The organism is Amycolatopsis sp. NBC_00348, from assembly GCF_036114655.1.
Taxonomy (GTDB): domain Bacteria; phylum Actinomycetota; class Actinomycetes; order Mycobacteriales; family Pseudonocardiaceae; genus Amycolatopsis.
In genome coordinates, this window is sequence record NZ_CP107994.1 from 5,608,246 (window position 1) to 5,632,682 (window position 24,437).

The following is a 24,437-nucleotide window of genomic DNA, read 5'->3' on the forward strand; positions in this document are numbered from 1 at the left end:
AGCCGACGTACCGACGGTATGCTGTACTCGTCGGTAACCCCTGCGCGTCGCCGCGCGGAACGGAGACGTCATGACCAGCACGACCCCCGCGAACCCGGTCCACGACACCGCGCTCCCGCCGACCGTCGGCGGGGTCGCCGGTGCGCCGGCCGCGGCCCGGGCGGCCCAGCTCGTCGCCCGGGTGGCCGGCGGCGCGGACTCGGCCCCGATCCGGATGACCGCGCCCTTCACCGGGCAGCCGATCACGACCCTGCCCCAGGCCACCGACGCCGACGCGCGCGCCGTGTTCGCCGCCGCGCGGACGGCACAGCGGGCGTGGGCGGAGCACTCCCCCGCCGAGCGCGCCCGGGTGCTGACCAAGCTGCACGACCTGGTGCTGGCCAAGCAGGACGAGGTCCTCGACCTGGTCCAGGTCGAGGCGGGCAAGGCCCGGCTCGACGCGTTCGACGAGGTGAGCGCGACCGCGCTGGTCGCGGCCTACTACGGCAAGCACGCCGCGAAGATCCTCGCCCCGCGCCGCGTCGCCGGCGTCATCCCCGGCCTGACCCGCGCCGGTGAGCTGCGGCACCCCAAGGGCGTCGTCGGCGTCATCTCGCCGTGGAACTACCCGCTCGCGCTGACCGCGATGGACGTCTTCCCGGCGCTCGCGGCGGGCAACGCCGTCGTGCAGAAGCCGGACAACCAGACCGCGCTTTCCGCGCTGTGGCTGCACGAGCTCGCCGAGGAGGCCGGGCTGCCGGCCGGGACCTGGCAGATCGTGCTCGGCCGCGGCTCGAAGATCGGCACCGCGCTGGTCGAGGAGTCGGACTACCTGTGCTTCACCGGGTCCACGCCGACCGGCAAGGAGCTGGCCGGGCAGGTGGCGAAGCGGCTGACGTCGTACTCGCTCGAGCTCGGCGGCAAGAACCCGATGATCGTGCTGCCCGACGCCGACGTCGCGAAGGCCGCGACGGGCGCGGTGACCGCGTGCTTCTCCTCGGCCGGGCAGCTGTGCGTGTCGGTCGAGCGGATCTACGTCCACGAGTCGATCCGCGAGGAGTTCACCCGCGCGTTCGTGGCCCGCACGGCCGCGTTGAAGCTCGGCGGCGCGCTGGACTACCAGGCCCAGATGGGCTCCCTGACGTCCGAAGACCAGCTCGAGACGGTATCCGCACACGTCGAGGACGCCCGCGCGAAGGGCGCGTCGGTGCTCACCGGCGGCCGCGCCCGGCCCGACCTCGGCCCGCTGTTCTACGAGCCGACCGTGCTGTCCGGCGTCACCGCGGAGATGGTGCCGTTCGCGGCGGAGACGTTCGGGCCGGTCGTCTCGATCTACGGCTACACCGACGTCACCGAGGCCATCGACCGCGCCAACGACACGCCGTTCGGGCTCAACGCCAGCGTCTGGTCGCGCAACGGCCACGCCGGCTGGGAGGTCGCGGCCCGGCTCAAGGCGGGCACGGTCAACGTCAACGAGGGCTACGCGGCGACGTTCGGCAGCGTCGGCGTCCCGATGGGCGGCATGAAGGACTCGGGCGTCGGCCGCCGCAACGGCGCCGAAGGCCTGCTGAAGTACACGGAGTCCCAGTCGATCGCGCTACAGCGTGGCCTGGCCCTGCGCCCACCGCGCGGAATCTCGGGTTCGCTGTGGTCCCGCGGCATGACGCTGGGCCTGAAGGCCCTCCGCCGCCTCCCCCGCTGACCCGATCGGTGTGTTTGAAGGGTCAGCACTCGTGATTGGAGAGTCAGCACTCGTGATTGAAGGGTCGACACGGCGTGCTCGGCCGTGTCGACCCTTCAATCACGCGTGTCGACCCTCCAATCACGCGTGTCGGCCCTCTGGTCACGCGTGTGCGGTGGGGGCTGTGAGCAGGCCTCGGTCGTAGGCGATCGCGACCGCTTCCGCGCGGCGGCTCGCGCCGAGTTTCGCCATCACCCGGGACAGGTGGACGCTGACCGTCTTCTCGCTGATGTACAGCTCTTCGCCGACCTGGCGGTTCGTGCGGCCCAGGGCCACGCGCTCGAGGACGTCGCGCTCGCGGTCGGTCAGCGGGTCGACGACCGCGCGGGCCGGGGCCGCCGGTTCCACGCCCGGCAGGTCCACCCGCGCGCGGTGCGCGAGGTCGCGGACGGCGTCCCGCAGCGGGATCGCGCCCAGCCGGGTCGCCACGGCGTGGGCCGCTTCCAGGGCGGTCCGGGCCTGGTCGACGTCGTCGGCCAGCAGCAGGGCTTCCGCCTCGTGCCGGCGGCAGATCGCCTGCTCGTAGACAGCGCCGTAGCCGAACGCGGCCGCCGCGGCCGCCCACTTCTCCGGGTCGCCCTTACCGCTCAGGCCGGACGCCGCCGCTTCCAGCCGGGCCAGCCAGGCCCGGCCTTCCGGCCCGAGTGTCCCCGAGCGCGGCTGCCCGACGATCGCGCACATCCGGCCGTGCGCCAGCATCCGCTCCCCCGCCGCCAGCGCGGCGTCGACGGCCGCCGCGTCGCCGCGGATCCGGGCCCCGGCGGCCAGCGCGGCCGCGGCGGTCGTGCCGAGCGCGGCCACCCGGATGCCGGGCAGCAGACCGGGTTCGATCCGTTCGAGCCAGCCGATGAGGTCTTCCGCCTGCTTCACCGCGGCTTGGTGGTCACCACGCCAGTAGGCCAGCTCGATGCCGGCGTCCCCGGCGGACAGCGGGATCTGCATGTCGGCCGTCCAGTGCTGCCGCAGCCCGGCGACGAGCTTCGCGGCCTCGTCGAACCGGCCGCGGGCGACGACGAACAGCGACCAGATGGCGAGGATCCGCGCGGCGACCGCGCCGGACACCCCGCGCCCGGCCCGCCCGGCGCTCTCGTCGGGCCAGTCGCCCATCAGGTACCGCAGGGTCATCTGCCGCGCCCGCAGCTCCAGGCCGTAGACGCTCCAGCTGAGCCCGGACTCCTCGGCCCGGGCGAAGCCGCGTGAGGCGTGTCCGAGCGCCTCGGCGAACTCGGCCTGGTCGTCGTGGCTCAGCGCGAGGAAGTAGGTCGCGCGGATCTCGGTGTTCAGCGCCCCGGAGTCACGCGCCTTGCGCTCGGCCTGGCGCAACCGTTCGCGGGCCTCCGCGGCGTCGCCCGCCGAGTCGGCCAGCGTGCCCAGGGTGACCAGCGCCGACGCCTCCGCCCCGGCCGCGTCGACCTCCTGCGCGTCGGCGACCGCGGTGAGCGCGCTGTCCAGGGCCGCGTCCGGCTGGTCGAGCAGCCGCAGGAACCCGGCCCGGCTGGCCAGCACCCACGCGCGGGTGCCGCTCGGTTCGGTGTCCTTGACCAGGTCCCACGCGCGGTCGATCGCCACGACGGCCTCGTCGAGCGTGCCTTCCAGCGCCAGCAGCGCTTCCGCCAGCCGCCGCCACGTCTTCGCCGCGCTGTCGGCCGGGCTGTCGGCGGTCAGGGCCTGGGTGGCCGAGCGGGCGAACGCGGCGGCCCGCTCGGGTTCGCCGGACGTGCCCGCGAAGTACGACGCCTCGTGCAGCAGCCGCAGCTCGTCGAACCCCTCGGGCCGGTCGGCGGCCGGGACGGCGTCCCAGATGGACAGTGCCTGCTCGACGTGCCGCAGCGCCGACCCGGGCGCGCCCAGCTTCTCGGCCTCGTCCATCGCGCGCAGCAACGCCGGCAGCGCGGTGACCAGGTCGCTGCTCTGCATCGAGTGGTAGGCCAGCTTCGCGTCGTGCCCGCGACCCTGCGGCCGCGACCGGATCCGCGTCGCGTAGGCCGCGTGCGTGCGCGAGCGCTCCCCCGGCAGCAGGTCGCCGTACACCGCTTCCTGCAGCAACGCGTGCCGGAACCAGTAGGCGCCGTCCGGCATCACCACCAGCACGTGGTGCTGGACGGCCTCGCGCAGCGCTTCGTCCAGCTCCAGCTCGCCGAGCGCGGAGATCTCGGCGAGGGCCGCGTGCATCACCGGCTCGTTCGCCACCGATACGACGCGCACGACGCGACGGGCGTCCGGCGAGAGCCGCTCCAACCGGGAGAGCAGCACCTCGGCCAGGCCCGCGGGCAGGTCGTTGCACTCGGTCTTGGTGGCGAGCAGCTCCTCGGCGAAGAACGGGTTGCCCTCGGAGCGGCTGACGATGTCGGCGACGACATCCGCCGGCAGCGGCTCGTCGGCCAGCGCCTCGACGAACGTGCGCGCGTCGGCGGTGCCGAACGGCTGCAGGTCCACGCGCTCGACGGTGGCGAGCCGGAACAGCTCAGAGAGGAGGCCGCGCAGCGGGTGGCGCCGGTGGACGTCCTCCTCGCGGTAGCTGCCCACGACCAGGAGCCGTTGCGCGCGCAGCCGGCTGAGCAGGAACGAGAGCAGGTTGCGGGTCGAGGCGTCGGCCCAGTGGAGGTCCTCCAGCAGGATCACCACCGGCCGGGACTCGGCGATCTCGGTCAGCACCCCCAGTACCGCGTCGAACAACTGCAGCTGACCGAGATCCTGCTCCGGCCGGGGACGCACCATCGTCTCGCGGTCGTTCGAGGTCATCGGGGCGTGCTCGGCCGCCCGGGGCTCCTCGAGGCCCTGGCCCTGCGGCAGCAACCGGCCGAGCGCGGGCCGGGCCCGCACGGCGGCGGCGATCGCCGGTTCCGTCGCGGTGCCGAGCGGGGCGAGCGCTTCGGCGAAGGGAAGATAAGGAAGACCGCCTTCGCGGACGTCGATGCAGCGGCCGGTGAGCACCAGCGCACCGCACGCGGCGACGTGCTCGGCGAGCGCGGTCAGCAGCCGGGTCTTGCCGACCCCGGCGTCCCCCGAGAGCAGCGCCGCGCCGGCTTCGCCCCGGTCGGCCCGGGCGAAGGCGGCGCGGAGCCGCCGCATCTCGTGGGTACGGGCGACGAGCGGGATTCCGGAGCCGAGTCGGGGCACAAGCAGCATTGTTGCTCACCCCACCGACAAGTTCCGCACGCTTATCGCCTTGGACACCATCACCCGCCCCTTACCGGGCGGTCTCGCCGACGGCCGCGGTCTCCCGCGACACCTCCCGGCGCTCCTGCGCCGGCACGTCGACGACGCTGCGCCCGGCCCGCACGTGGCGGACGGCGCGGCGGGCGCGGGCGGCCCAGGCGCTGCGCCCGGCCTTGTGGAGTTCCTCGGCCCGGTAGGCCGCTTCGGCCCGGACCGCGTCCAGAAGCAGATCGCTGTGCATCGTGTTCACCTTGTTCCTGAGGTCACCGGTTGGTAGCACTCAGAGTCGTCCTGAGGGGATCCCTCAGGCATCGGGTGATCACGTACCCCTGACGCGCAAAGACCCCTTACTCCCGGCCGAGCCCAGCTCGGCGGGGGTAAGGGGTCTTCGAAACCGCCTCAGTCTTCGAAACCGCCTCAGTCGCGCACGGGGCCGTCCGGCCGCACCGCGGCCAGCAGCCCCCGCCAACCCGACGCGGGCAGGCGGAAAGCACCACCTTCGGGGTCTTTCGAGTCGCGCACCGCGGCACCCCCGGCGACGAACGCGACCTCGACGCAGTCGTTGCCGCCGCCGCTGTGGCTGCTCTTGCGCCACCGCGCACCGGAAAGCTCTCCGGAAAGCTCGGATTCCATGGTCCCCAACTCCCTCACTGTGTCCTCGGATCCAGATGGTGCACTGCCGCCGGAACGGCCGCCCGTTCGGCGAACCGTCCGGCTGCCTCGGCGATCAGCTCCACCGAGTCGTCCGGTTTCAGTGCGGCCGCGCGCAGATGGTCGAACATCAGCCCGTAGCGCCGGACGTCTGTGGGTTCCTCCAGGTAGAGGCCGCTGGACGTGCTGTCGTCGACGTAGACGACGTCCGGGTCGGCCTGCTCCGGGAACCCCATGATCAGGAACGGGCCTTCCATCCCGGGGTGCGCGCCGGCGTGGAACGGCACCACCTGGATGGTCACGTTCGGCTTCTCGGCGACGGCGACCATCCGGTAGAGCTGCTCGGCCATCACCTCGGGGGTGTCGACGACCCGGTGCAGCACGGCCTCGTCGATGACGGCCCAGTACTCCGGCGGCGGCGTGTCCGACAGCAGCTCCTGCCGCGCCATCCGCGCGGCGATGCGGCGGCGGATCTCGGCTTCCTCGGCGTCCGGGCGCAGGGCCCGGATCACGGCGCGGGCGTACCGCTCGGTCTGCAGCAGGCCCGGCACGAGCAGGGCCTGGAACGCGCGCAGCGAGCTCGCGTCGGCTTCGAGCCCGACGAACGTGCCGGTGAAGACCTCGTTGTAGGCGTGCCACCAGCCGCGCTTGCGGGCTTCGCGGGCCAGCTGGACGAGCGCCTCCTGCTCGTCGCCGATGATCCCGTAGAGCGCCAGCATGTCCCGCGCGTCACGCGGGGTGACCCCGACGTGGCCGGTCTCGATCCGGCTGATCTTCGACGCCGAGCACTCGAGCTTCTCACCGACCTCGTCGATGGTGAGGTCCGCGGCCTCGCGGAGCCGGCGCAGCTCGCCGGCGAGCCTCCGGCGGCGAACCGTGGGGCTCTGTCCCCTGGCCATTCGGCACCTCCGGATGTCGACGGCGTCGTAGCCGTTCGCTTGCTCCCAGTATCTAACCAGGACAGTGGAGCATTAACACCGCACCGATTCCCGACCCGTCGCGCGCGTCGAACCTGCAATTTGCAGAATGCTCTTGTATCCTCGCACTCTGCACTGCGACAGGACGCGGCACGGGCCCGGGTCGTTCGGCCCTCAGGCCCGGTCCGGCCTGTTGAGCAGCGTAGACGATGACTTCGCGGTCCGCCGCGTGGTCATTCGGAGAAGGGGTCCGGGGCCGTCCCCCGATCGGTCCCGGCCCCCTTCCCCGCCCCGATTGCCCCATTCCGACGATGAATACGCCGACTATTTGTCGCCCGTAAGGGTGATTTCCCGTCCGCGTTCAGAGGACGCGCAGGAGTCCTTCTTGGACGACCGTGGCGATGAGGGTGCCGTCCGCACCGAAGAACCGGCCGGTGGCCAGACCGCGCGCTCCGGAGGCGGTCGGTGACGCGCTGTCGTAGAGGAACCACTCGTCGGCGCGGAAGGGCCGGTGGAACCAGAGCGCGTGGTCGAGGCTCGCGCCGAGCACCTTGTCGGTGTCCCAGTAGACGCCGTGGCGCGCGAGGACCGAGTCCAGCAGCGTCATGTCGGAGGCGTAGGTCAGCACGCACACGTGCAGCAGCTGGTCGTCGCCCAGCTTGCCGTCGGCGCGCATCCACACCTGGTTGCGGGCGGGCGGCTCGCCGGTCTGGCGGGTGACCCACGGCGGGTCGTTGACGTAGCGCAGGTCGATCGGCCGCGGCCGGCTGTGCGCGCCGATCGCGTAGCCCTCGGCGCGTTCCATCAGCGTCGGCAGCGACTCCGGCGCGGGCACGCCCTCCGGCATCGCCTCGGCGTGGTCGATGCCCGATTCGTCCTTCTGGAAGGACGCCGAGAGCGAGAAGATCGCCTTGCCGTGCTGGATCGCCACGACCCGGCGGGTGGTGAACGAGCGGCCGTCCCGGATCCGGTCGACCTCGTAGACGATCGGCACGCTCGGGTCGCCGCCGCGGATGAAGTACGCGTGCAGCGAGTGGACCCGGCGTTCGTCGGGCACCGTGCGCCCGGCCGCGACCAGCGCCTGCCCGGCCACCTGCCCGCCGAACACGCGGACCGGCGAGTGGGCGGGCGAGACGCCGCGGAAGAAGTTCTCCTCGAGCTTCTCGAGGTCGAGCAACGCCACCAAGCGGTCCAGCACCGGCTGGCCGCCACCCGGGATCTCCAGCTCGGTGGCGGCCGCTCTGGCCATTTCAGTCATGGCCAGACCCTATGTGGTCGACGTCCCCGACGTCCCTTACGCGTGGTCGTCTTCACCAAGGCGGTGGACGTGGATCAGGTTGGTCGACCCGACGGTGCCCGGCGGGGAGCCGGCCACGATGACGACCAGGTCGCCCTTCTGGTACTTGCCCATCTCCAGCATCGAGTGGTCGACCTGCTGGATCATCTGGTCCGTGGACTCCACCCGCGGCACGATCTGGGTGGTGGTGCCCCAGGTCATCGAGAGCTGGCTGCGGACGCAGTCCTCGGGCGTGAACGCCAGCAGCGGCAGCCGCGTGTGCAGCCGGGCCAGGCGGCGCACGGTGTCGCCGGACTGCGTGAAGGCGACCAGGGCCTTCGCGTTGAGCCGCTCGCCGATGTCGCGGGCGGCGTAGGAGATCACGCCGCGCTTGGTGCGCGGGACGTGCGTCAGCGGCGGGACGACCGGCGAGTCGGTCTCGACCGCCTCGATGATCCGGCCCATCGTCTGGACGACCTCGATCGCGTACCGGCCGACACTGGTCTCGCCGGACAGCATCAGCGCGTCGGCGCCGTCGAGGACGGCGTTCGCGACGTCGGAGGCCTCGGCGCGGGTCGGCCGGGAGTTGTTGATCATCGACTCGAGCATCTGCGTCGCGACGATGACCGGCTTCGCGTTCTCGCGGCAGATCTGGATGGCGCGCTTCTGGACCAGCGGGACCTGCTCCAGCGGCAGCTCGACGCCGAGGTCGCCGCGGGCGACCATCACCGCGTCGAAGGCCAGCACGATGGCCTCGAGGTTGTAGACGGCCTCGGGCTTCTCGATCTTCGCGACGACCGGCAGCCGGCCCTTGCCGACGCGGTCCATCACCTGGTGGACCAGGTCGATGTCGGCCGGCGAGCGGACGAAGGACAGCGCGATGAAGTCGACGCCCAGCTCGAGCGCGAACTCGAGGTCCTCGATGTCCTTCTCGGACATGGCCGGGACGGAGACGTCCATGCCGGGCAGCGAGACGCCCTTGTTGTTGCTGACCGGGCCGCCTTCGGTGACCTCACAGACCACGTCCTGGCCGTCGACCTCCTTGACCACCAGGCCGACCTTGCCGTCGTCGACCAGCAGGCGGTCACCGGGCTTGGCGTCCTTGGCGAGGCCCTTGTAGGTCGTGGAGACCCGGTCGTGGGTGCCGGCGACGTCCTCGACGGTGATCCGGACGATGTCGCCGGTGTGCCACTCGACCGGCCCGCCGGCGAAGGTGCCGAGGCGGATCTTCGGACCCTGCAGGTCGGCGAGGATGCCGACCGCCCGGCCGCTCGCGGCGGCGGCGTCCCGGATCAGGTCGTAGACCTGCTTGTGGTCGCCGTGGCTGCCGTGGGAGAAGTTCATCCTCGCCACGTCCATGCCCGCGTCCACGAGTGCCCGCATCTTCTCCGGGGTGGCGGTGGCGGGGCCCAGGGTACAAACGATCTTCGCGCGTCGGCTCACGTTCGCATAGCGTAGACCCTGTCGGCGCGTTCGTCTGTACCGATCCCGAAAAGTTCAGAGAAACGGTTCAGAAACCCTGGGGGTCAGCGGCGCGGCTGCTCACTGGGTCCGACCCGGTCACGGGCCCATTCGTTGAACTCGCGCAGCTGCCGCCACGACTTCCGCACCCGGTCGAGAGCACCCCGCTCGTGCAGGACGTCGTCCGGCTCCCAGGTGCGCACGGCGTACACCGAGCGGTAGCGCAGCAGGTCGAGGCGCGGGTGCTCGGCGTCGAAGCCGCGCGGCTTCGACTTCAGCCGGTCGCCGGCGACCGTCCAGCCGGCGCGCTCGAGCTTCTTGATGATCTTCTGGAGCGCCTCGCCGTGCAGGTCCGTGTCGACGGCCTGGCGGAACCGGGCGAGCTGGTCGGACGCGAGGTGGAAGCACCCGCCGCCGACGCGCAGGCCGTCCGGCCCGACCTCGACGTAGTAGGCGCCGCCGCCGCGGCCCTGTTCGAGCACGCCGCCGCAGTGGGTCTTGTAGGGCGTCTTGTCCTTGGCGAACCGGACGTCCCGGTAGGGGCGGAACACCTTGGGCTCGCCGAGGCCGTCGCCGAACTCGCCCTTGAGCTCGTCGAGCAGGGCCTCCATCGGCGCCCGGACGTCGGCCTTGTAGACGTCGACGTGGTCGTCCCAGTAGGGCTTGGAGTTGTCCTCGACGAGGCCGTCGAAGAAGTCGACGGCGTACTCGCCGAATCCGCTGAACGTCACGGCGGGAACGATAATCGGGGGGACCGACGGTTTCCCGCCGGTCCCCCCGCTGTCGAAGGCCCTTACTTCGCGACGGCCGTGATCAGCTCGCCGTTGGTGGTGTCACCCGAAAGCTCCCAGAACATCGCGCCGCCGAGGCCCTGGGTCTTGGCGTAGCTCACCTTGCCCGCGATGGTCGAGGGGGTGTCGTAGCTCCACCAGTTGCTGCCGCACTTGGCGTACGCGGTGCCCGCGACGGTGCCGGTCGCCGGGCAGGACGTCTTCAGCACCTTGTAGTCCTCGATGCCCTGCTCGTACTTGCCGGGCGCCGGGCCGGTCGCGGTGCCACCCGGGGCGGCCTGGCTGACGCCGGTCCAGCCGCGGCCGTAGAACCCGATGCCCAGCAGCAGCTTGCCCGCCGCGACGCCCTTGCTCTTGAGCTTCTGGATCGCGGCGTCGGAGTAGAAGCCGGCGGTCGGGATGCCCGAGTAGCTGTTCAGCGGCGAGTGCGGGGCCGTCGGGCCCTGCGCGGCCCAGGCGCCGAAGTAGTCATAGGTCATCACGTTGTACCAGTCGACGTACTGCGCGGCGCCCGCGTAGTCGGCGGCGTCGATCTTGCCGCCGCTGGTGCCGTCGGCCGTGATCGCCGCGGTGACGAGCTTCGAGGAGCCGAACTTGGCGCGCAGCGCGGCCATCACGTTCTTGTACGCGGCGGCCCCGCTGGTGTCGCAGGTCAGGCCGCAGGCGTTGGGGTACTCCCAGTCGATGTCGATGCCGTCGAAGACACCGGCCCAGCGCGGGTCGTTGACCAGGTTGTAGCAGGAGTTCGCGAACGCCGCGGGGTTCTTCGCGGCCTGCGCGAAGCCGCCCGACCAGGTCCAGCCGCCGAACGACCAGATCACCTTGAGACCGGGGTGCTTGGCCTTGAGCTTCTTGAGCTGGTTGAAGCTGCCGGCGAGGGGCTGGTCCCAGGTGTCCGCGACGCCGTCGACGCTGCCCGCGGCGTCGTAGGTCTTCTGGTAGTCGGCGTAGGCGTCGCCGATCGCGCAGCCGCCGTTGGTGACGTTGCCGAACGCGTAGTTGATGTGCGTCAGCTTGCTGGCCGAGCCCGACGTCTCGATGTTCTTGACGTGGTAGTTGCGGTCGTAGACCCCCCATTCGGTGAAGTAGCCGACCACCTTGCCGACGGAGGCTTCGGTCGCGGCCGTCGCGGTGGCGGTGACGGCGGGGACCGCCGAGCCGGCCGCGATGAGACCCGCGGCGGCCGCCAGGGTCAGCAGCGCAGAGAAGCTCTTCCTGCGGAAACGGGACATGCCTTCTCCCTCGGAGAATTACTGACAACCAATGGGGACAACGTGGTGGAGACCACACTTACCGTAAGTGGACTAGACCACTAGGTCAATGGTTCAGACCAGCTGCCCGACGAGAGTAGGTGCGCATTCCTTGACAGGCATATGCCTGCCGGGGCACATTTCCGGGGTGATGCAGACCTTCGACGTCCTCGCCGAACCCCGCCGGCGCACCATCCTCGACCTGCTCCGGGACGGCGAACGCTCGGTCGGCGAGCTCGTCGAGGAGCTGGCCCTCAGCCAGCCCGCGGTGTCCAAGCACCTGCGGGTCCTGCGCGAAGCGGGGCTCGTGACGGTCCGGATCGCGGCCCAGCGCCGGTGCTACGCGCTGCGCCCGGAACCGCTCGCCGAGGTGGACGCCTGGCTCGCTCCCTACCGTCGCTTCTGGACGGACCGCCTCGACGCGCTGGAACGGCGTCTCGACGAGACGCCCTAGTCCACCGGCGGCGGCTCGAACGTGATGCCCGCGGCCGCCGCGCGGCGCTCGCCCCACTCGTAGAGCGCCGTGAGCGCCGGGCGCAGCTCCTCCCCCACCGCCGTCAGGTGGTACTCGACGTGCGGGACGCGACCGGCGTGTTCCTCGCGGCGGACGATGCCGTCGGCCGCCAGCTCGCGCAGCTGCTGGGTCAGCATCTTCTCGCTCACCCCGGGCATCCGGCGGCGCAGCTCGCCGTAGCGGTGGGCGCCCTCCTTGAGGTGCGCGAGGATCACCGGCTTCCATTTGCCGCCGATCAGATCGACCGCCAGCTCCGTCGCGCAGTGGTAGCGCTTCATCCCGTTCCCCCTGCGCACCGGAAAGTACGTGGTTGCCCGACCGGACCGCCGCTGGTTGCCTTGCCGGGTGATCGTGCCAGAAAACCCGCCCGCCACGCCCACCCTCTACGAGTGGGCGGGCGGCCACGAAGCCCTCGTGAAGCTCCTCACGATCTTCTACGGCCACGTCCTCGAAGACCCGCTGCTCGAGCCCGTGTTCCGGCAGATGGACCCGCACCACGCCGAGCACGTCGCGGTCTGGCTCGGCGAGGTCTTCGGCGGCCCGGCCGCCTACTCGGCCGGCCACGGCGGGCACGCGCACATGATCGGCCGCCACCTCGGGCGCGGCATCACCGAGCCGCAGCGCCGCCGCTGGGTCACGCTGCTGCTCGACGCCGCCGACGAGGCCGGCCTGCCGGGCGACCCGGAGTTCCGCGCCGCGTTCGCCGGCTACCTCGAGTGGGGCAGCCGGCTGGCCGTGATCTTCTCCGCGCCCGGCGCCGAGCCGAACCTGCACGAGCCCGTCCCGCACTGGGACTGGCCGATGCCGCCCTGGCAGCCACCGGCGTCCTAGCCGCATAGTGAAGGGCAGTCAGTCGAAAGGAGGCTGCCCTTGATCCGGGTGGACGGTCGGACCCTGCGGTGCGCGGACGTCGTGACGGCGGCGCGCACCGAGGGACCGCTGGGTATCGACGTCTCGATCGCCGCGCTGCGCGGCGCCGAGCACGCCTGGAAGCTCGCCGAGGAGCTCAGCACGCGGCGGGTGGTCTACGGCCGGACCACCGGCGTCGGGGCCAACAAGGACGACACGGTCGCGAGCTCGAAGGAACACGGGCTGCGCCTGCTGCGCAGCCACGCGGGCGGCAGCGGCGACCCGATGCCGCCCGGCCAGGTCCGCGGGATGATGCTGATCCGGCTCAACCAGCTCCTCGCGGGGCGGTCCGGGATCAGCCCCGAGCTGATCGGCGCGCTGGCCGAGGCCGTCCGCACCGGCGCGCTACCGCTGGTGCACCGGCTCGGTGCGATCGGCACCGGCGACCTGGCGCCGCTGGCCGAGACGGCGCTGGCGCTCACCGGCGAACGCGACTGGCTCACCGGGCACGTCCCGCGGGTACCGGTGGTCGCGGGCGACGCGCTGGCGTTCATGAGCAGCAACGCCGCGACGCTGGCCGAGGCGACCTTGGCCGCGATGCGGCTGGACACCCTGACCCGGGCCAGCCACGCCATCGCCGCGCTGACCTACGTCGCGCTCGACGGCAACCCCGAGGCGTACGCGACGCCGGTGCACGAAGCGCGACCGCACGCCGGGCAGGTCGCCTGCGCGGCGGAGATGCGGCGGCTGCTCGGCATGCACCAGACGCCGAAGCCGGGGCGCCGGATCCAGGACCCGTTCGGGCTGCGGGCGTTCCCGCAGGTCCAGGGCCCGGCGCTGGACGCGATCCACTACCTGCGCGACGTGCTGGCCGTCGAGATCAACGCGAGCACCGAGAACCCGATGATCTCGACGGTGCACGGCGACGCCTACCACCACGCGCACTTCCACACGGCGTACGTCTCGACGGCCCTGGACCAGGCCCGCGCGACCGTGCACCAGGTGGCGGAGCTGTCGGTGGCGCGCCTCGGCGACCTCGTCGAGCCGGAGTTCACCGGCCTGCGCCCGTTCCTGGCGGCCGGCCCGGCGGGCAGCTCGGGCGTGATGATCCTGGAGTACGTGGCGCACGACGCGCTCACGGAGCTGCGTCAGGCGGCGCTGCCGGCGACGCTCGGCACGGCCGTCGTGTCGCGCGGCATCGAGGACCACGCGAGCTTCTCGACCCAGGCGGCCCGCGCGGCAACGGCGGCTTGCACGTCGTACCAGCAGGTACTGGCCTGCGAGCTGGTCGCGGCGGTCCGCGCGCTGCGGATGCGCGACGCCGACCTGGTCGACCTCCCGGTCCGCGACGCCTTCGACGTCGCGTCCGAAGTCCTGGACGAGAGCACCGACGACCGCCCGCTGACCGACGACATCGCCCGCGCGATCACGGTGCTGGACACCCTGGCCCGCATCTAGGGGCACCGCATCCAGGGCCCGCATCCGGAAAGCCGTGAAGGCCTCCTTCCCGGCCATAAGAGCCGGTAAGGAGGCCTTCACGGACGAACAAGCTGTCCAGACTCAGCCGAAGAAGACTTCGGCCTCTTCGTAGCGCTCGGTCGGGACCGTCTTCAGCTCGGCGGTCGCCTCCGAGAGCTTCACGCGGACGATGTCGGTGCCCTTCAGGGCGACCATGACACCGAAGTCGCCGTCGGCCACCGCGTCGACGGCGTGCAGGCCGAAGCGGGTCGCGAGCACGCGGTCGTACGCGGTCGGCGTGCCGCCGCGCTGGACGTGGCCCAGCACGACCGCGCGGGACTCCTTGCCGGTGCGCTTCGCGATCTCGTCGGCCAGCCAGGTGCCGATGCCGCCGAGGCGGACGTGCCCGAAGGCGTCCTTCTCGCCGGTGAGCAGGCTCTCCTCGCCGCCCTCGGGCAGCGCGCCCTCGGCCACGACGATGATCGGCGCGAACTCCTTCTCGAAGCGGCGCTCGACCCAGGAGACGACCTGGTCGACGTCGAAAGCCCGCTCCGGCACCAGGATCACGCTCGCGCCGCCGGCCAGGCCGGAGTGCAGCGCGATCCAGCCGGCGTGCCGGCCCATGACCTCGACGACCAGCGCCCGGTGGTGCGACTCGGCGGTGGTGTGCAGCCGGTCGATCGCCTCGGTCGCGATGGAGACCGCGGTGTCGAAGCCGAACGTGTAGTCGGTGGAGCCCAGGTCGTTGTCGATCGTCTTGGGCACGCCCACGACGCCGACGCCGTCGTCGGTCAGGCGCTTCGCGACGCCGAGGGTGTCCTCGCCGCCGATCGCGATCAGCGCGTCGACGCCCTGCTCGGCGAGGACCTTCTTGATCTGCTCGACGCCGCCCTCGACCTTGTACGGGTTGGTCCGCGACGAGCGCAGGATCGTGCCGCCACGGGTCAGGATGTCCTCGACGTCGTTCAGGCCGAGCGGGCGGCTGTCGCCCGTCAGCGGGCCGTTCCAGCCGTTGCGGAAGCCCACGAAGTCCCAGCCGTGCACCTCGATGCCCTTGCGGACCACCGCGCGGATGACCGCGTTGAGACCCGGGCAGTCGCCGCCGCCGGTCAGCACACCGACACGCATGAGAATCCTCCGTTTGTGTTCGCTGGAGATGACAGTCACATTTCGCCAGGGCCAAGCGTAGCTGGCTTCGTCTGGATCGGTGCAGCCCGTACCACCTGCCGAATCGGTCCGCGCCGTCGTTGTGCTAACTTGGTCACGTGCAGCGCTATTACTGGTTTACGAAGCCGGCCCCGGGTGGGCACGGCGGCGTGAACCTGCGCTGACCTCCACCCCCGAGCCGGATTCTCCTACCGGCTCGGCGAGGGTCCCCCGCGCGGGTCGGTGTCCATCAGGAAGGAACACCCCCGCCATGACGCTCTCCGCAGGCCCGGCCGCCATCGGTGACCTCGACGCCGCGCGCACCACGTCGATCAGTCCGCTCATCTCGCCCGCGATGCTGCGCGAGGATCATCCGGTCGACGCCGCCGTCGCGAAGGTCGTGCAGCACGGACGCGCCGAAACCGTCGACATCCTCGAAGGCCGGGACGACCGGCTGCTCGTCGTCGTCGGCCCGTGCTCGGTGCACGACCCGGAAGCCGCCCTCGACTACGGCCGCCGTCTCGCCGAGAAGGCCGAAGAGCTGCGCGGTGAGCTGCACGTCGTGATGCGCGTGTACTTCGAGAAGCCGCGCACCACGCTGGGCTGGAAGGGCCTGATCAACGACCCGGACCTCGACGGCACCTTCGCCGTCAACAAGGGCCTCCGGATGGCGCGCCGGCTGCTGCTCGACGTCTCCGAGCTGGGCCTGCCGGTCGGTTGTGAGTTCCTCGACCCGATCACGCCGCAGTTCATCGCCGACATCGTCACGTGGGGCTCGATCGGCGCGCGGACCGCGGCCAGCCAGGTGCACCGCCAGCTGTGCAGCGCGCTGTCGATGCCGGTCGGCATCAAGAACTCGACCGAGGGCGACGTCCAGGTCGCGGTCGACGCGACCCGCGCGGCCGCGGCGAGCCACGTGTTCCCCGGCATCAACACCGACGGGCTGGCGGCGCTGCTCACGACGTCGGGCAACCCGGACTGCCACGTGATCCTGCGCGGCCACGCGGGCGGCCCCAACTACGACGCGGAGACGGTCACCGACACCCTGGCCCGGCTGGCGAAGTCGGGCCTGCCGGAGCGCGTGATCATCGACGCGAGCCACGGCAACAGCGGCAAGGACCACATCCGCCAGGCGTCGGTGGTCCGCGAGCTGGCGGCGCGGATCGGTTCGGGCGAGCGCGGCATCGCCGGCCTGATGATGGAGAGCTTCCTCGCGGGCGGCCGCCAGGAGCTGGACCTGGGCCACCCCGAGCAGCTGACCTACGGCCAGTCGATCACGGACGCCTGCATGGCCTGGGACGACACCGCGCCCCTGCTGGACGAGCTGGCCGAGGCGGTCCGGGCGCGCCGCTGACAGTCCGTGAATGCCACATCCAGGGACGCTATGTCCCTCGATGTGGCATTCACGGCCTTCCAGCAATCCTCAGCGGCGGGGGAAGTAGGACTCGATGACGTCCCAGCGGGCCAGGTTGTGCTTGGCGTCCGCGAGGGCGTCGTGCTGGTCGGTCGGGGCCGCCGGGAGCTTCGGCTTGCCGGCGTCCTCCCAGCGCTGACGCAGGTCGCGGGTGAACCGCGGCAGCTGTCGCGGCAGGGCGGGCATCGGTCCCCACAGCTGCGCGAGCGCGACGTGGTCGTAGGCGGCGAACCAGGCCCACAGCTCGATCCCGCCCGGTGGCTTCCCGAAGAACTCCAGCAGGTCGGCGCGGATCTTCTCGCGGCTGCGCCAAGCCGGGTCGGCGGGAGAGGGCAGCTTCGGCAGCACGTTGTCGCGGACCCACGCCCCGGCACGAGCCGGGTCGAAGTCCGTGGAGACCGCGTAGAACTCGCGGCCACGCTCGTCAACGACACCGATCGACACCAGGTCGATCGTCACGCCGTCCTCGATGAACTCGGTGTCGTAGAAAAAACGCACCGGTGAACCCTAGTGGGCTAGCCGACCTTGCTGTCGGGCACCCGGGTCGCGTCCCGCGCGGTGGGCTGCGCCGGCACCTTCGGCTTGGCTCCGGCGGCCTCCGCGGCGAGCAGTTCCTTGGCCTTCGCCGCGTAGATGTCGACGTACTCCTGGCCGGACAGCTCCATCAGCGCGTACATGATCTCGTCGGTGATCGACCGCTCGATGAAGCGGTCGCCCGCGAGCCCCTCGTAGCGGGAGAAGTCCAGCGGCTTGCCGAAGCGGACCTCGAGGCGGCGCGGCCACCACATCTTCGAGCCGATGGGGTTGACCTTGTCGGTGCCGATCATCGCCACCGGGACGACGACGCCGCCGGAGTCCAGGGCGATCCGGGCGACGCCGGTCTTGCCCTTGTACAGCCGGCCGTCCGGGGAGCGGGTGCCCTCGGGGTAGATGCCGAGCAGGTGACCGGCCTTGACCAGCCGGGTCGCGGTGTCGAGCGCGGCCTGGGCCGCGTTGCCGCCCGAGCGGTCGATCGGGAACTGGCCGACGCCGGTGAAGAACCACTTCTTGAGCAGGCCCTTGAAGCCCGGCTCGGTGAAGTACTCGGACTTGGCCGGGAAGGTCACCTTGCGCTTGACCCGCAGCGGCATGAAGAACGAGTCGGCGACCGCGAGGTGGTTGCCCGCGAGGATCGCGCCGCCGGTCTCGGGGATGTTCTCCGCCCCGACGACCTTGGTCGGCCACAGCGTCTTGAGCAGCGGACCGATGAACACCCACTTCATGAGCCAGTACAGCACCGGTGCCTCAGTCCTCCATCGCAGCTCAGCCCCTGTCACCCGCGTCGACCAGACTACGAAGCCGGGTGGCCTCCGCACAACGGCGACCACCCGGATACCCGCCGGGCAGCGATCGATCTCACAGAGAATTACGGGTCCGGGCGGACCCCCACAACGCCCTCGACCCGTGAGAGCATGGACGGTCTACACCGCTCACACGGAAGGCGATCGCATGGGCGTGCTCGCCGGCGCGGAACCGTTCGGCCACACCGGTTCGGCCGAGACCGGGTTCCTGCTCTGCCACGGGTTCACCGGTACCCCCGCGAGCATGCGGGCCTGGGGGGACCACCTCGCCGAGGCCGGGTTCACCGTGCGCTGCCCGCTGCTGCCGGGCCACGGCACCCGCTGGCCCGACCTCAACCGCACGACGTGGCAGGACTGGTACGGCGCGATCCGCGAAGCGCTCCTCGAGCTGCTGTCGACGTGTAAGACGGTCTTCGTCGGCGGGCTCTCGATGGGTGGGACGCTCACGCTGCGCCTGGCCGAGGAGTTCGGCGACCGGATCGCCGGGATCGTCCTGGTCAACCCGTCGGTGACGCGGCTGAAGTGGGACACGAAGCTGCTGCCCGTGCTGGGCAAGATCGTGCCTTCGGTGCCGGCGATCGCGAACGACATCAAGAAGCCGGGCGAGACCGAGCTGGCCTACCCGCGGACGCCGGTGCGGGCCGCGGCGAGCCTGGCGAAGCTGTGGGCGCTCGTGCGCGCCGACCTGCCGAAGGTGACGCAGCCGGTGCTGCTGCTGCACTCGGCGGTCGACCACGTCGTCGAGCCGGAGAACTCGCGGCTGGTGCTGGCCGGGATCTCGAGCGCCGACGTCACCGAAGTCGTGCTGGAGAACAGCTATCACGTGGCGACCCAGGACAACGACGCGGAACTGATCTTCACCCGCAGCGTCGAGTTCGCGAAGGCGCACGCCGGGCAAGCGGAGGAGACCGCATGAGCCGAGGGAAGGACGGGCCGGAGGACGTCGACGCGACGTTCGCCGAGATCGTCGCCGACCTGCGGGCCGGCGGGTTCGGGCTGCCCGAGCTGGACACCGCCGACACCGCGGACAACGCCGACAGCGCCGGTGGTGCCGCCGGCAGTGCCGCGGGCCGCGGGGTGGCCGAGGAGAGCGAGCCCCGCAAGGCCCCGGACCGGCCCGCCGAGCCGAAGCCGCCCGCCGCGGCCGACCCGCCGGACACCGGCTGGCGGTCGGGGGGCACCACGTGGGACAGCACGATGTTCTCCGACGACCCGGCGGCGGACGACGAGCACTTCGTCCCGCCGGACCCGCCGCCGTTGCCGCGGCCGAAGATGGGCGCGTTCCTCATCCTGCTCCTGTTCCTGGCCGGGCTGTTCCTGCTGATCCTGCCCGGCGTGATCGGCGTGGGCCCGACGGTGGCGACGCCGCTGGGCATCCTCGCGCTGGCGACGTCGATCGCGTTGCTGCTGCTCCGCGTCCGGCAGGGGCCGCCACCGGGCGCCGACCCGAGCACCGGCGCGCAGGTCTGACCGGACGTCGATGACCATCGAATTCACGCCTTCGCGGCGCTCCACCGTCGGCGTGGAGTGGGAGCTGGGCCTGGTCGACCGGCGCAGCGGCGACCTGTCCTCGACCGCCGAGCGGATCCTCGACGCCGTGCGCCCGGACGGCGAAGCCGAGCACCCGAAGATCAAGCAGGAGCTGCTGCTCAACACCATCGAGATCATCACCGGCGTCTGCGAGACGATCGGCGAGATCAAGGCGGACCTCAACGAGTCGCTCGACGTCGTGCACGGCGTCGCCGACCCGCTCGGCGTCGAGATGTTCTCGGCCGGCACGCACCCGTTCTCGAACTGGTACCAGCAGAAGGTCACCGACAAGGCGCGTTACGCCAAGCTGATCGACCGCACCCAGTGGTGGGGCCGGCAGATGCTGATCTACGGCGTCCACATCCACGTCGGGCTCGACCACCGCGAGAAGGTCCTGCCGGTGCTCGACGCGCTGCTCAACTACGCGCCGCACCTGCAGGCGCTGTCGGCGTCGTCGCCGTACTGGGGCGCCGAGGACACCGGGTACGCGTCGAACCGCGCGCTGATCTTCCAGCAGCTGCCGACGGCCGGGCTGCCGTTCCAGTTCCGGAAGTGGGCCGAGCTCGAGAGCTACGTCGACGACATGTACACCACCGGCGTGATCGACAGCTTCTCGGAGATCCGCTGGGACATCCGGCCGTCACCCCAGCTGGGCACGATCGAGATGCGGGTCTGCGACGGGCTGCCGACGCTGGAGGAGGTCGGCGCGATCGCGGCGCTGACCCAGTGCCTGGTCGACGACTTCAGCGAGCGCCTCGACGACGGCGAGATCCTGCCGTCGCTGCCGCCGTGGCACGTCCAGGAGAACAAGTGGCGCGCGGCGCGCTACGGCACCGACGCGATCGTCATCCTGGACGCGGCCGGGCGCGAGCGGCTGGTCACCGACGACGTCACCGACCTGCTGGACCGGCTGCAGCCGGTGGCGCGGCGGCTGGGCTGCGAGGCCGAGCTGCGCGACGTCGAGACGATCCTGGAGTACGGGCCGAGCTACCAGCGGCAGCGGGCGGTCGCGACGCGGCACAAGGGCAGCCTCAAGGCCGTCGTCGCGTCGCTGGTCGCGGAGATGCGCGACGGGATCCTCAAGGATTGAGCTTGTCCAGCTGGGTCCGGAGCGTGCCGGGGCCCATCGAGGACGCGCCGAGCGCTTCGACCCGGCCACGCAGCTCGCGGTCGGCCGTCGCGACGAGGACCTTCGCCTCGCGGTGCTGCCCGGCGACCTCGACGATCTTCGTGTCGCCGTCGGTGTCGGCCGGCACGACCTCGACGCCTTTCGCCGGCTGCACCCCGCCGGCCTTGCCCTCGACCACCAGGATCACCCGCGGCCACCAGGTCAGCGCGGGATCGTCGGGGTCTTCGAGGCCGGTTTCGGCGAGCCGGGTGAGCTGGTCGCGCAGGCGCTCGGTGGCACCGTGGCGATCGCGCCACCAGCCGTCCGGCCGCGAGCCGACGACGTTGGCCGCGTCGACGACCAGCACCAGCTCCTGCCCGACCCGCGGCCGCAACGCCGGCCAGGCCGCAGCGAAGTCGCGGTGCAGCCGGAAACCCGGGACGTCGTCGGGGTCCACCCAGCGCACCTCCGCACTTTCGGGGTTCGCGACCTTGGCGTCGATGTCGCCGGCCAGCGCGAGAACGGTCGTGTAGCTCCAGTCGCCATGGTCCACCACGGAGGCGGAAAGCGCCCGGAACGCGTCGGCGGGGATCGCCGCCTCTTCGAAGGCTTCCCGCGCCGCGGCGCCGACGGCGGTCTCCCCCGCCTCGATCGCCCCGCCGGGCAAGGCCCAGGTGCTGCCGTTGTGCACCCACCAGGCCCGGCGCTGCAGGAGAACCCCGCGAGCCGGATCGAAGAGCAGCAACCCGGCGGCCCCGTACCGCCCCCAGTGCAGCCGCCCGCAGGAACACCGGACGAACACACTCGCGGACGGCAGGCTCACCACATCCACCTTGGCACACTCGCCGACGGAGTCCACGGAACGGACACTGCACTCCGGCCGGGCGACACGGTCAGACCGGGGTCTTGGCCGCCTCCACCGCCAACGCCGCCGCGCCGACGATCGCCGTGTCGTCGCCCAGGTGAGCCGTGCGGATCCGCGCCAGCGGGCGGTGCCTCGCGCCGGTGATCGCACCCGCGTAGTGCTCGCGGGCCTCGTCCAGGAACAGCGGGGCCGACTCCGACACTCCGCCGCCGATCACGATGATCTCCGGGTCGAAGACGTCCGCGACCAGCGCCAGGCCCTCGCCCAGCCACTTGGCCAGCTCCGCCATGGCCAGCTGGGCGATCGGGTCGCCGTCGCGGGCCGCGCCCGCGACTCTGCGGCCCGTGACCGAGCCCGGGTCGCCCGCGACCTGCGGGGCCAGCACCGTGGAGCGGCCCGGGTGCCGCGCCAGCAGCTCCACCGCCGTCGCGGCGAGGGCCGTTCCGCTGCAGTACCGCTCCCAGCAGCCGTACTTGCCGCACGGGCACGCCCGGCCGCCGCGGACCACCGTCAGGTGGCCCAGCTCCGGGGCGACGCCGTACGCGCCGCGGTAGAGCTTGCCGTCCAGCAGCAGGCCGGCGCCGATCCCGGTGCCGAGCGCCACCAGCGCGGCGATCTGCGCGCCGCGCGCCGCGCCGAACCGGTGCTCGCCCACGATCGCCGAGTTGACGTCGTGCTCCAGCAGCACCGGCAGGCCGACGCGCTTCTCGATCCGGTCGGCGACCGGCGCGCCGCGCCACGCCAGGTGCGGCGCGAACATCACCGACCGGCGGTCACGCGCGACGAAGCCCGCGACGGCCAGGCCGACCGCCGACACCTCGTGCCGGTTGCGCAGGTCCTCGATCACGCCCGCGATGGCGTCCTCGAGGGCGCCTTCCTCCGTCGGCGTCGAGACCCGGGCCGTGTCGAGCAGCGAGCCACGCTCGTCCACCACACCGGCCCGGATGCTCGTCCCGCCGACGTCCACCCCTATCGTCCGCACTCAGCTCTCCCGATCCGGCCGCCACTCGTCCCGTCTGCGGACGGTGATGTGCTGCACCCTCGCCGACGCCGTCGCATCCGCCGGTGGTCGCGGTGCGGGCCGGAACCCGGGCATGTGGACGCCCTCATCCGGCTCCCAGCGATCCGCGAGCACCGCTCGGAGCAACGCCACGAGCTGGGCCAGCTGTTCCAGCAAGCGCGCCACGAATTCGGGACGCTCACCCCGCACCACGGCGACGATCGCACACAGCGGACACCACCCGCACGCCGAGGCCTCGGGTTTCGCCTGGTCAGGGTCGCCGTGCCCGGCCGCGACCACGCCTTCGAGCCACGGCGCGGCCTTCTCGACGACCATCTCGACGAGCAGCCGGAGCTCTTCGGCCAGGCGCAACCCGTCGGAGACCTCTTCTTCGCTCACCCGCGGCCCCGGTTCCCGGCCAGGCTCACGAGCAGGCCGTCGGCGTCGGATTCCGCGCCGGTGATCCGGCACGGCCGCAGCGACTCCGGCAGGGCGATGAGCCTGCGGAAGCCGTCCACGGTGATCGCCAGGTCGTCGTCGACGCGAGCGAGGTCCACTTCGGCGTCCCGCCCCAGCGGGATCGCGACGCGCAGTGTGTAGCCCCCGGGCGCGGGCCGGACCCGCAGCAATGGGGTGACCGGGGTGCCGTCGCCGGCCAGCGGGTCGCGGTCGCCGTAGAGCTCGTCGGCGATCCCCAGCAGCGCGGGCAGCCCGACCGGTTCGACGGCCCGGTGCTCGACGCGGGCAACCCGCGTGAAGCCGGCCGCGGTCAGCTCGGCCAGCACGGTGTCCTGCTGGGTGCGGCGGGTGCGCAGCCACGACGCGGCGCCGCCGCGCCAGATCCCGGGCGCGGGCATCAGCCGGTTGGCGATCAGGCCGTCGACGGCGATGCCGCGCAGGGCGAGCGAGCTGAGCGTGCGCCGCGCTTCGGCGACGACGACCCGCTCGGGCGTCAGGACGAGCCGGACAGTGGTCACCGACGGCTCGGTGAGCAGCGCGCGCAGGCCTTCGAGGTGCGTGCCGAGGCGGCGCACGGCGTCGGTGACCCGGCCGCGGCGGCCGAACACCTTGCTCAGGTAGCCGGAAACGGCTTCGGGCAGCGCCAGCAGCCGCAGCGTCTCGGCCGTCGGGCCGCAGTCGACGACGATGGTGTCCCACGGGCCGTGCTCGGCCAGCCGCCGGACCTCGCTCAGCGCGAGCAGCTCGTCGACGCCCGGGAGCACGGTCAGCTCTTCGGCGTCGAGGGTGTCGAACCCGGCACCGGACAACGTCGTCTGCAGCTCGGCGCGCAGCTGGTGCCAGGTCGTGTCGACCAGCGTCCGCGAGTCGATCTGGACGGCGGAGAGGAGTGCGTCCACTTCGGACGGTTCGGCGCCGAGGGTGTGGCCGAAGGCGTCGCCGAGCGAGTGCGCCGGGTCCGTGGACGCGACGAGGGTCTTCCTGCCGCGGCCGGCCAGCGCGGCGCCGGTGGCCGCGGCCAGCGTGGTCTTCCCGACACCCCCCTTGCCGGTGAACAGCAGGATCCGCACGTGGTTACCCCTCGGCCCGCTTCTTGAGCTCCTTGAGCGCGGTGTCCATGACCATCTTCTCGGCCTTGCGGCGGAGCAACCCGATCATCGGCAGCGCCAGTTCCACCGAAAGCGTGTACGTCACGCGGGTGCGGCCGCCGAGGTCCTCGAGCGCGTACCGGCCGTTCTGCGCCTTCTGCATCTGGCCCTTGACCAGGTGCCAGCTGACGCCGAGGCCGTCGCCGTCCCACTCGTAGGAAAGGGTGTAGACGTCCTTGATCGGGCCCGCGTCGAGGGTCAGCTTGACCTGCTTGGCCCGGCCTCCGGCGTCGGTGTCCAGGACCTCGGTCTGCCGGACGGCCTTGGCCCATTCCGGGTAGGCGGGGAAGTCGGCGATCACGGCCATCACCCGGCTGGGCTCGGCGTCGACCTCGATGGACTGTGTGGACTGCTCGGCCATGGACGAAGCGTAGCCGCCGC

General features: G+C 71.9%; 25 protein-coding genes. 8 read left to right on the forward strand and 17 right to left on the reverse strand.

Features of this window, described 5'->3' with window-relative positions; all coding sequences use genetic code 11:
* Nucleotides 1-70 precede the first annotated feature (70 nt).
* Nucleotides 71-1,681 (forward strand): succinic semialdehyde dehydrogenase, encoded by a 1,611-nt coding sequence (locus tag OHS58_RS23965; RefSeq protein ID WP_328644063.1) that lies wholly within the window; start codon nucleotides 71-73, stop codon nucleotides 1,679-1,681.
* Between the two features lie 141 nt (nucleotides 1,682-1,822).
* Here the strand turns inward: OHS58_RS23965 and OHS58_RS23970 are convergent, their stop codons facing one another.
* From OHS58_RS23970 to OHS58_RS24005, 8 genes are all read right to left on the reverse strand, one after another.
* On the reverse strand, nucleotides 1,823-4,849 hold the full coding sequence (locus OHS58_RS23970; protein ID WP_328644064.1) for a helix-turn-helix transcriptional regulator: 3,027 nt from the start codon (nucleotides 4,847-4,849) through the stop codon (nucleotides 1,823-1,825).
* A 61-nt stretch (nucleotides 4,850-4,910) separates the two neighbouring features.
* Entirely contained in the window at nucleotides 4,911-5,120 is a 210-nt protein-coding gene (locus OHS58_RS23975) for a hypothetical protein (protein ID WP_247063269.1), read from the reverse strand.
* A gap of 176 nt (nucleotides 5,121-5,296) precedes the next feature.
* Nucleotides 5,297-5,512, reverse strand: a complete 216-nt coding sequence (locus OHS58_RS23980) for a DUF397 domain-containing protein (protein WP_328644065.1) — start codon at nucleotides 5,510-5,512, stop codon at nucleotides 5,297-5,299.
* Between the two features lie 14 nt (nucleotides 5,513-5,526).
* Nucleotides 5,527-6,429, reverse strand: a complete 903-nt coding sequence (locus tag OHS58_RS23985; RefSeq protein WP_247063259.1) for a helix-turn-helix domain-containing protein — start codon at nucleotides 6,427-6,429, stop codon at nucleotides 5,527-5,529.
* 379 nt (nucleotides 6,430-6,808) lie between these two features.
* Complete coding sequence (locus OHS58_RS23990) at nucleotides 6,809-7,705, reverse strand: acyl-CoA thioesterase (protein ID WP_247063257.1); 897 nt, start codon at nucleotides 7,703-7,705, stop codon at nucleotides 6,809-6,811.
* A gap of 36 nt (nucleotides 7,706-7,741) precedes the next feature.
* Entirely contained in the window at nucleotides 7,742-9,166 is a 1,425-nt protein-coding gene (pyk, locus tag OHS58_RS23995; RefSeq protein ID WP_326947565.1) for a pyruvate kinase, read from the reverse strand.
* Nucleotides 9,167-9,249: 83 nt separating this feature from the next.
* On the reverse strand, nucleotides 9,250-9,915 hold the full coding sequence (locus OHS58_RS24000; RefSeq protein WP_247063254.1) for a DUF2461 domain-containing protein: 666 nt from the start codon (nucleotides 9,913-9,915) through the stop codon (nucleotides 9,250-9,252).
* Nucleotides 9,916-9,977: 62 nt separating this feature from the next.
* The gene (locus OHS58_RS24005) at nucleotides 9,978-11,207 is read right to left on the reverse strand and encodes a glycoside hydrolase family 18 protein (protein ID WP_328644066.1); all 1,230 of its coding nucleotides are present in this window, start codon (nucleotides 11,205-11,207) and stop codon (nucleotides 9,978-9,980) included.
* A gap of 169 nt (nucleotides 11,208-11,376) precedes the next feature.
* On the opposite strand from OHS58_RS24005, the gene OHS58_RS24010 reads away from it, so the two are divergent.
* Complete coding sequence (locus OHS58_RS24010) at nucleotides 11,377-11,679, forward strand: ArsR/SmtB family transcription factor (protein ID WP_326951465.1); 303 nt, start codon at nucleotides 11,377-11,379, stop codon at nucleotides 11,677-11,679.
* Here the strand turns inward: OHS58_RS24010 and OHS58_RS24015 are convergent.
* Entirely contained in the window at nucleotides 11,676-12,017 is a 342-nt protein-coding gene (locus OHS58_RS24015; RefSeq protein ID WP_328644067.1) for a winged helix-turn-helix transcriptional regulator, read from the reverse strand. The two genes, OHS58_RS24010 and OHS58_RS24015, sit on opposite strands and share 4 nt — an antisense overlap.
* 67 nt (nucleotides 12,018-12,084) lie before the next feature.
* Between OHS58_RS24015 and OHS58_RS24020 the strand changes: the two genes are divergently transcribed.
* Both OHS58_RS24020 and OHS58_RS24025 read left to right on the forward strand, forming a co-directional pair.
* A complete protein-coding gene (locus OHS58_RS24020; protein WP_328644068.1) occupies nucleotides 12,085-12,570 on the forward strand; it encodes a group II truncated hemoglobin in 486 nt (161 codons plus the stop codon).
* A gap of 39 nt (nucleotides 12,571-12,609) precedes the next feature.
* Complete coding sequence (locus OHS58_RS24025; RefSeq protein ID WP_328644069.1) at nucleotides 12,610-14,046, forward strand: aromatic amino acid ammonia-lyase; 1,437 nt, start codon at nucleotides 12,610-12,612, stop codon at nucleotides 14,044-14,046.
* A 102-nt stretch (nucleotides 14,047-14,148) separates the two neighbouring features.
* Here the strand turns inward: OHS58_RS24025 and OHS58_RS24030 are convergent, their stop codons facing one another.
* Nucleotides 14,149-15,174, reverse strand: a complete 1,026-nt coding sequence (locus tag OHS58_RS24030; RefSeq protein WP_326947560.1) for a 6-phosphofructokinase — start codon at nucleotides 15,172-15,174, stop codon at nucleotides 14,149-14,151.
* Nucleotides 15,175-15,463: 289 nt separating this feature from the next.
* Between OHS58_RS24030 and OHS58_RS24035 the strand changes: the two genes are divergently transcribed.
* On the forward strand, nucleotides 15,464-16,546 hold the full coding sequence (locus OHS58_RS24035) for a 3-deoxy-7-phosphoheptulonate synthase (RefSeq protein ID WP_328644070.1): 1,083 nt from the start codon (nucleotides 15,464-15,466) through the stop codon (nucleotides 16,544-16,546).
* Between the two features lie 69 nt (nucleotides 16,547-16,615).
* Here OHS58_RS24035 and OHS58_RS24040 read toward each other — a convergent pair whose 3' ends face one another.
* Nucleotides 16,616-17,104, reverse strand: a complete 489-nt coding sequence (locus OHS58_RS24040) for a polyadenylate-specific 3'-exoribonuclease AS (protein ID WP_247063239.1) — start codon at nucleotides 17,102-17,104, stop codon at nucleotides 16,616-16,618.
* Between the two features lie 17 nt (nucleotides 17,105-17,121).
* Nucleotides 17,122-17,883 (reverse strand): lysophospholipid acyltransferase family protein, encoded by a 762-nt coding sequence (locus OHS58_RS24045; protein ID WP_247063237.1) that lies wholly within the window; start codon nucleotides 17,881-17,883, stop codon nucleotides 17,122-17,124.
* A 211-nt stretch (nucleotides 17,884-18,094) separates the two neighbouring features.
* On the opposite strand from OHS58_RS24045, the gene OHS58_RS24050 reads away from it, so the two are divergent.
* Genes OHS58_RS24050 through OHS58_RS24060 form a run of 3 tightly spaced genes read left to right on the forward strand, consistent with a single transcriptional unit; the run spans nucleotide 18,095 to nucleotide 20,566 of the window.
* Nucleotides 18,095-18,862: an alpha/beta hydrolase gene (locus OHS58_RS24050; RefSeq protein ID WP_326954914.1), complete on the forward strand. Its 768-nt coding sequence runs from the start codon at nucleotides 18,095-18,097 to the stop codon at nucleotides 18,860-18,862.
* On the forward strand, nucleotides 18,859-19,416 hold the full coding sequence (locus OHS58_RS24055; RefSeq protein WP_326947558.1) for a hypothetical protein: 558 nt from the start codon (nucleotides 18,859-18,861) through the stop codon (nucleotides 19,414-19,416). Before OHS58_RS24050 ends, OHS58_RS24055 begins: the two co-directional genes overlap by 4 nt.
* A gap of 10 nt (nucleotides 19,417-19,426) precedes the next feature.
* A complete protein-coding gene (locus tag OHS58_RS24060) occupies nucleotides 19,427-20,566 on the forward strand; it encodes a glutamate--cysteine ligase (protein WP_328644071.1) in 1,140 nt (379 codons plus the stop codon).
* Here OHS58_RS24060 and OHS58_RS24065 read toward each other — a convergent pair.
* The 5 genes from OHS58_RS24065 to OHS58_RS24085 all read right to left on the reverse strand — a co-directional run bounded on the left by OHS58_RS24065 (nucleotide 20,556) and on the right by OHS58_RS24085 (nucleotide 24,417).
* Entirely contained in the window at nucleotides 20,556-21,407 is an 852-nt protein-coding gene (locus OHS58_RS24065; RefSeq protein ID WP_328644072.1) for an NUDIX hydrolase, read from the reverse strand. The genes OHS58_RS24060 and OHS58_RS24065 overlap by 11 nt on opposite strands.
* Nucleotides 21,408-21,477: 70 nt before the next feature.
* Complete coding sequence (locus OHS58_RS24070; RefSeq protein WP_326951464.1) at nucleotides 21,478-22,416, reverse strand: ROK family protein; 939 nt, start codon at nucleotides 22,414-22,416, stop codon at nucleotides 21,478-21,480.
* 15 nt (nucleotides 22,417-22,431) lie between these two features.
* Complete coding sequence (locus tag OHS58_RS24075) at nucleotides 22,432-22,785, reverse strand: hypothetical protein (RefSeq protein WP_410620427.1); 354 nt, start codon at nucleotides 22,783-22,785, stop codon at nucleotides 22,432-22,434.
* A gap of 59 nt (nucleotides 22,786-22,844) precedes the next feature.
* Complete coding sequence (locus OHS58_RS24080; RefSeq protein WP_328644074.1) at nucleotides 22,845-23,978, reverse strand: ArsA family ATPase; 1,134 nt, start codon at nucleotides 23,976-23,978, stop codon at nucleotides 22,845-22,847.
* A 4-nt stretch (nucleotides 23,979-23,982) separates the two neighbouring features.
* The gene (locus tag OHS58_RS24085) at nucleotides 23,983-24,417 is read right to left on the reverse strand and encodes an SRPBCC family protein (protein WP_326947553.1); all 435 of its coding nucleotides are present in this window, start codon (nucleotides 24,415-24,417) and stop codon (nucleotides 23,983-23,985) included.
* Between the last annotated feature and the right edge of the window lie 20 nt (nucleotides 24,418-24,437).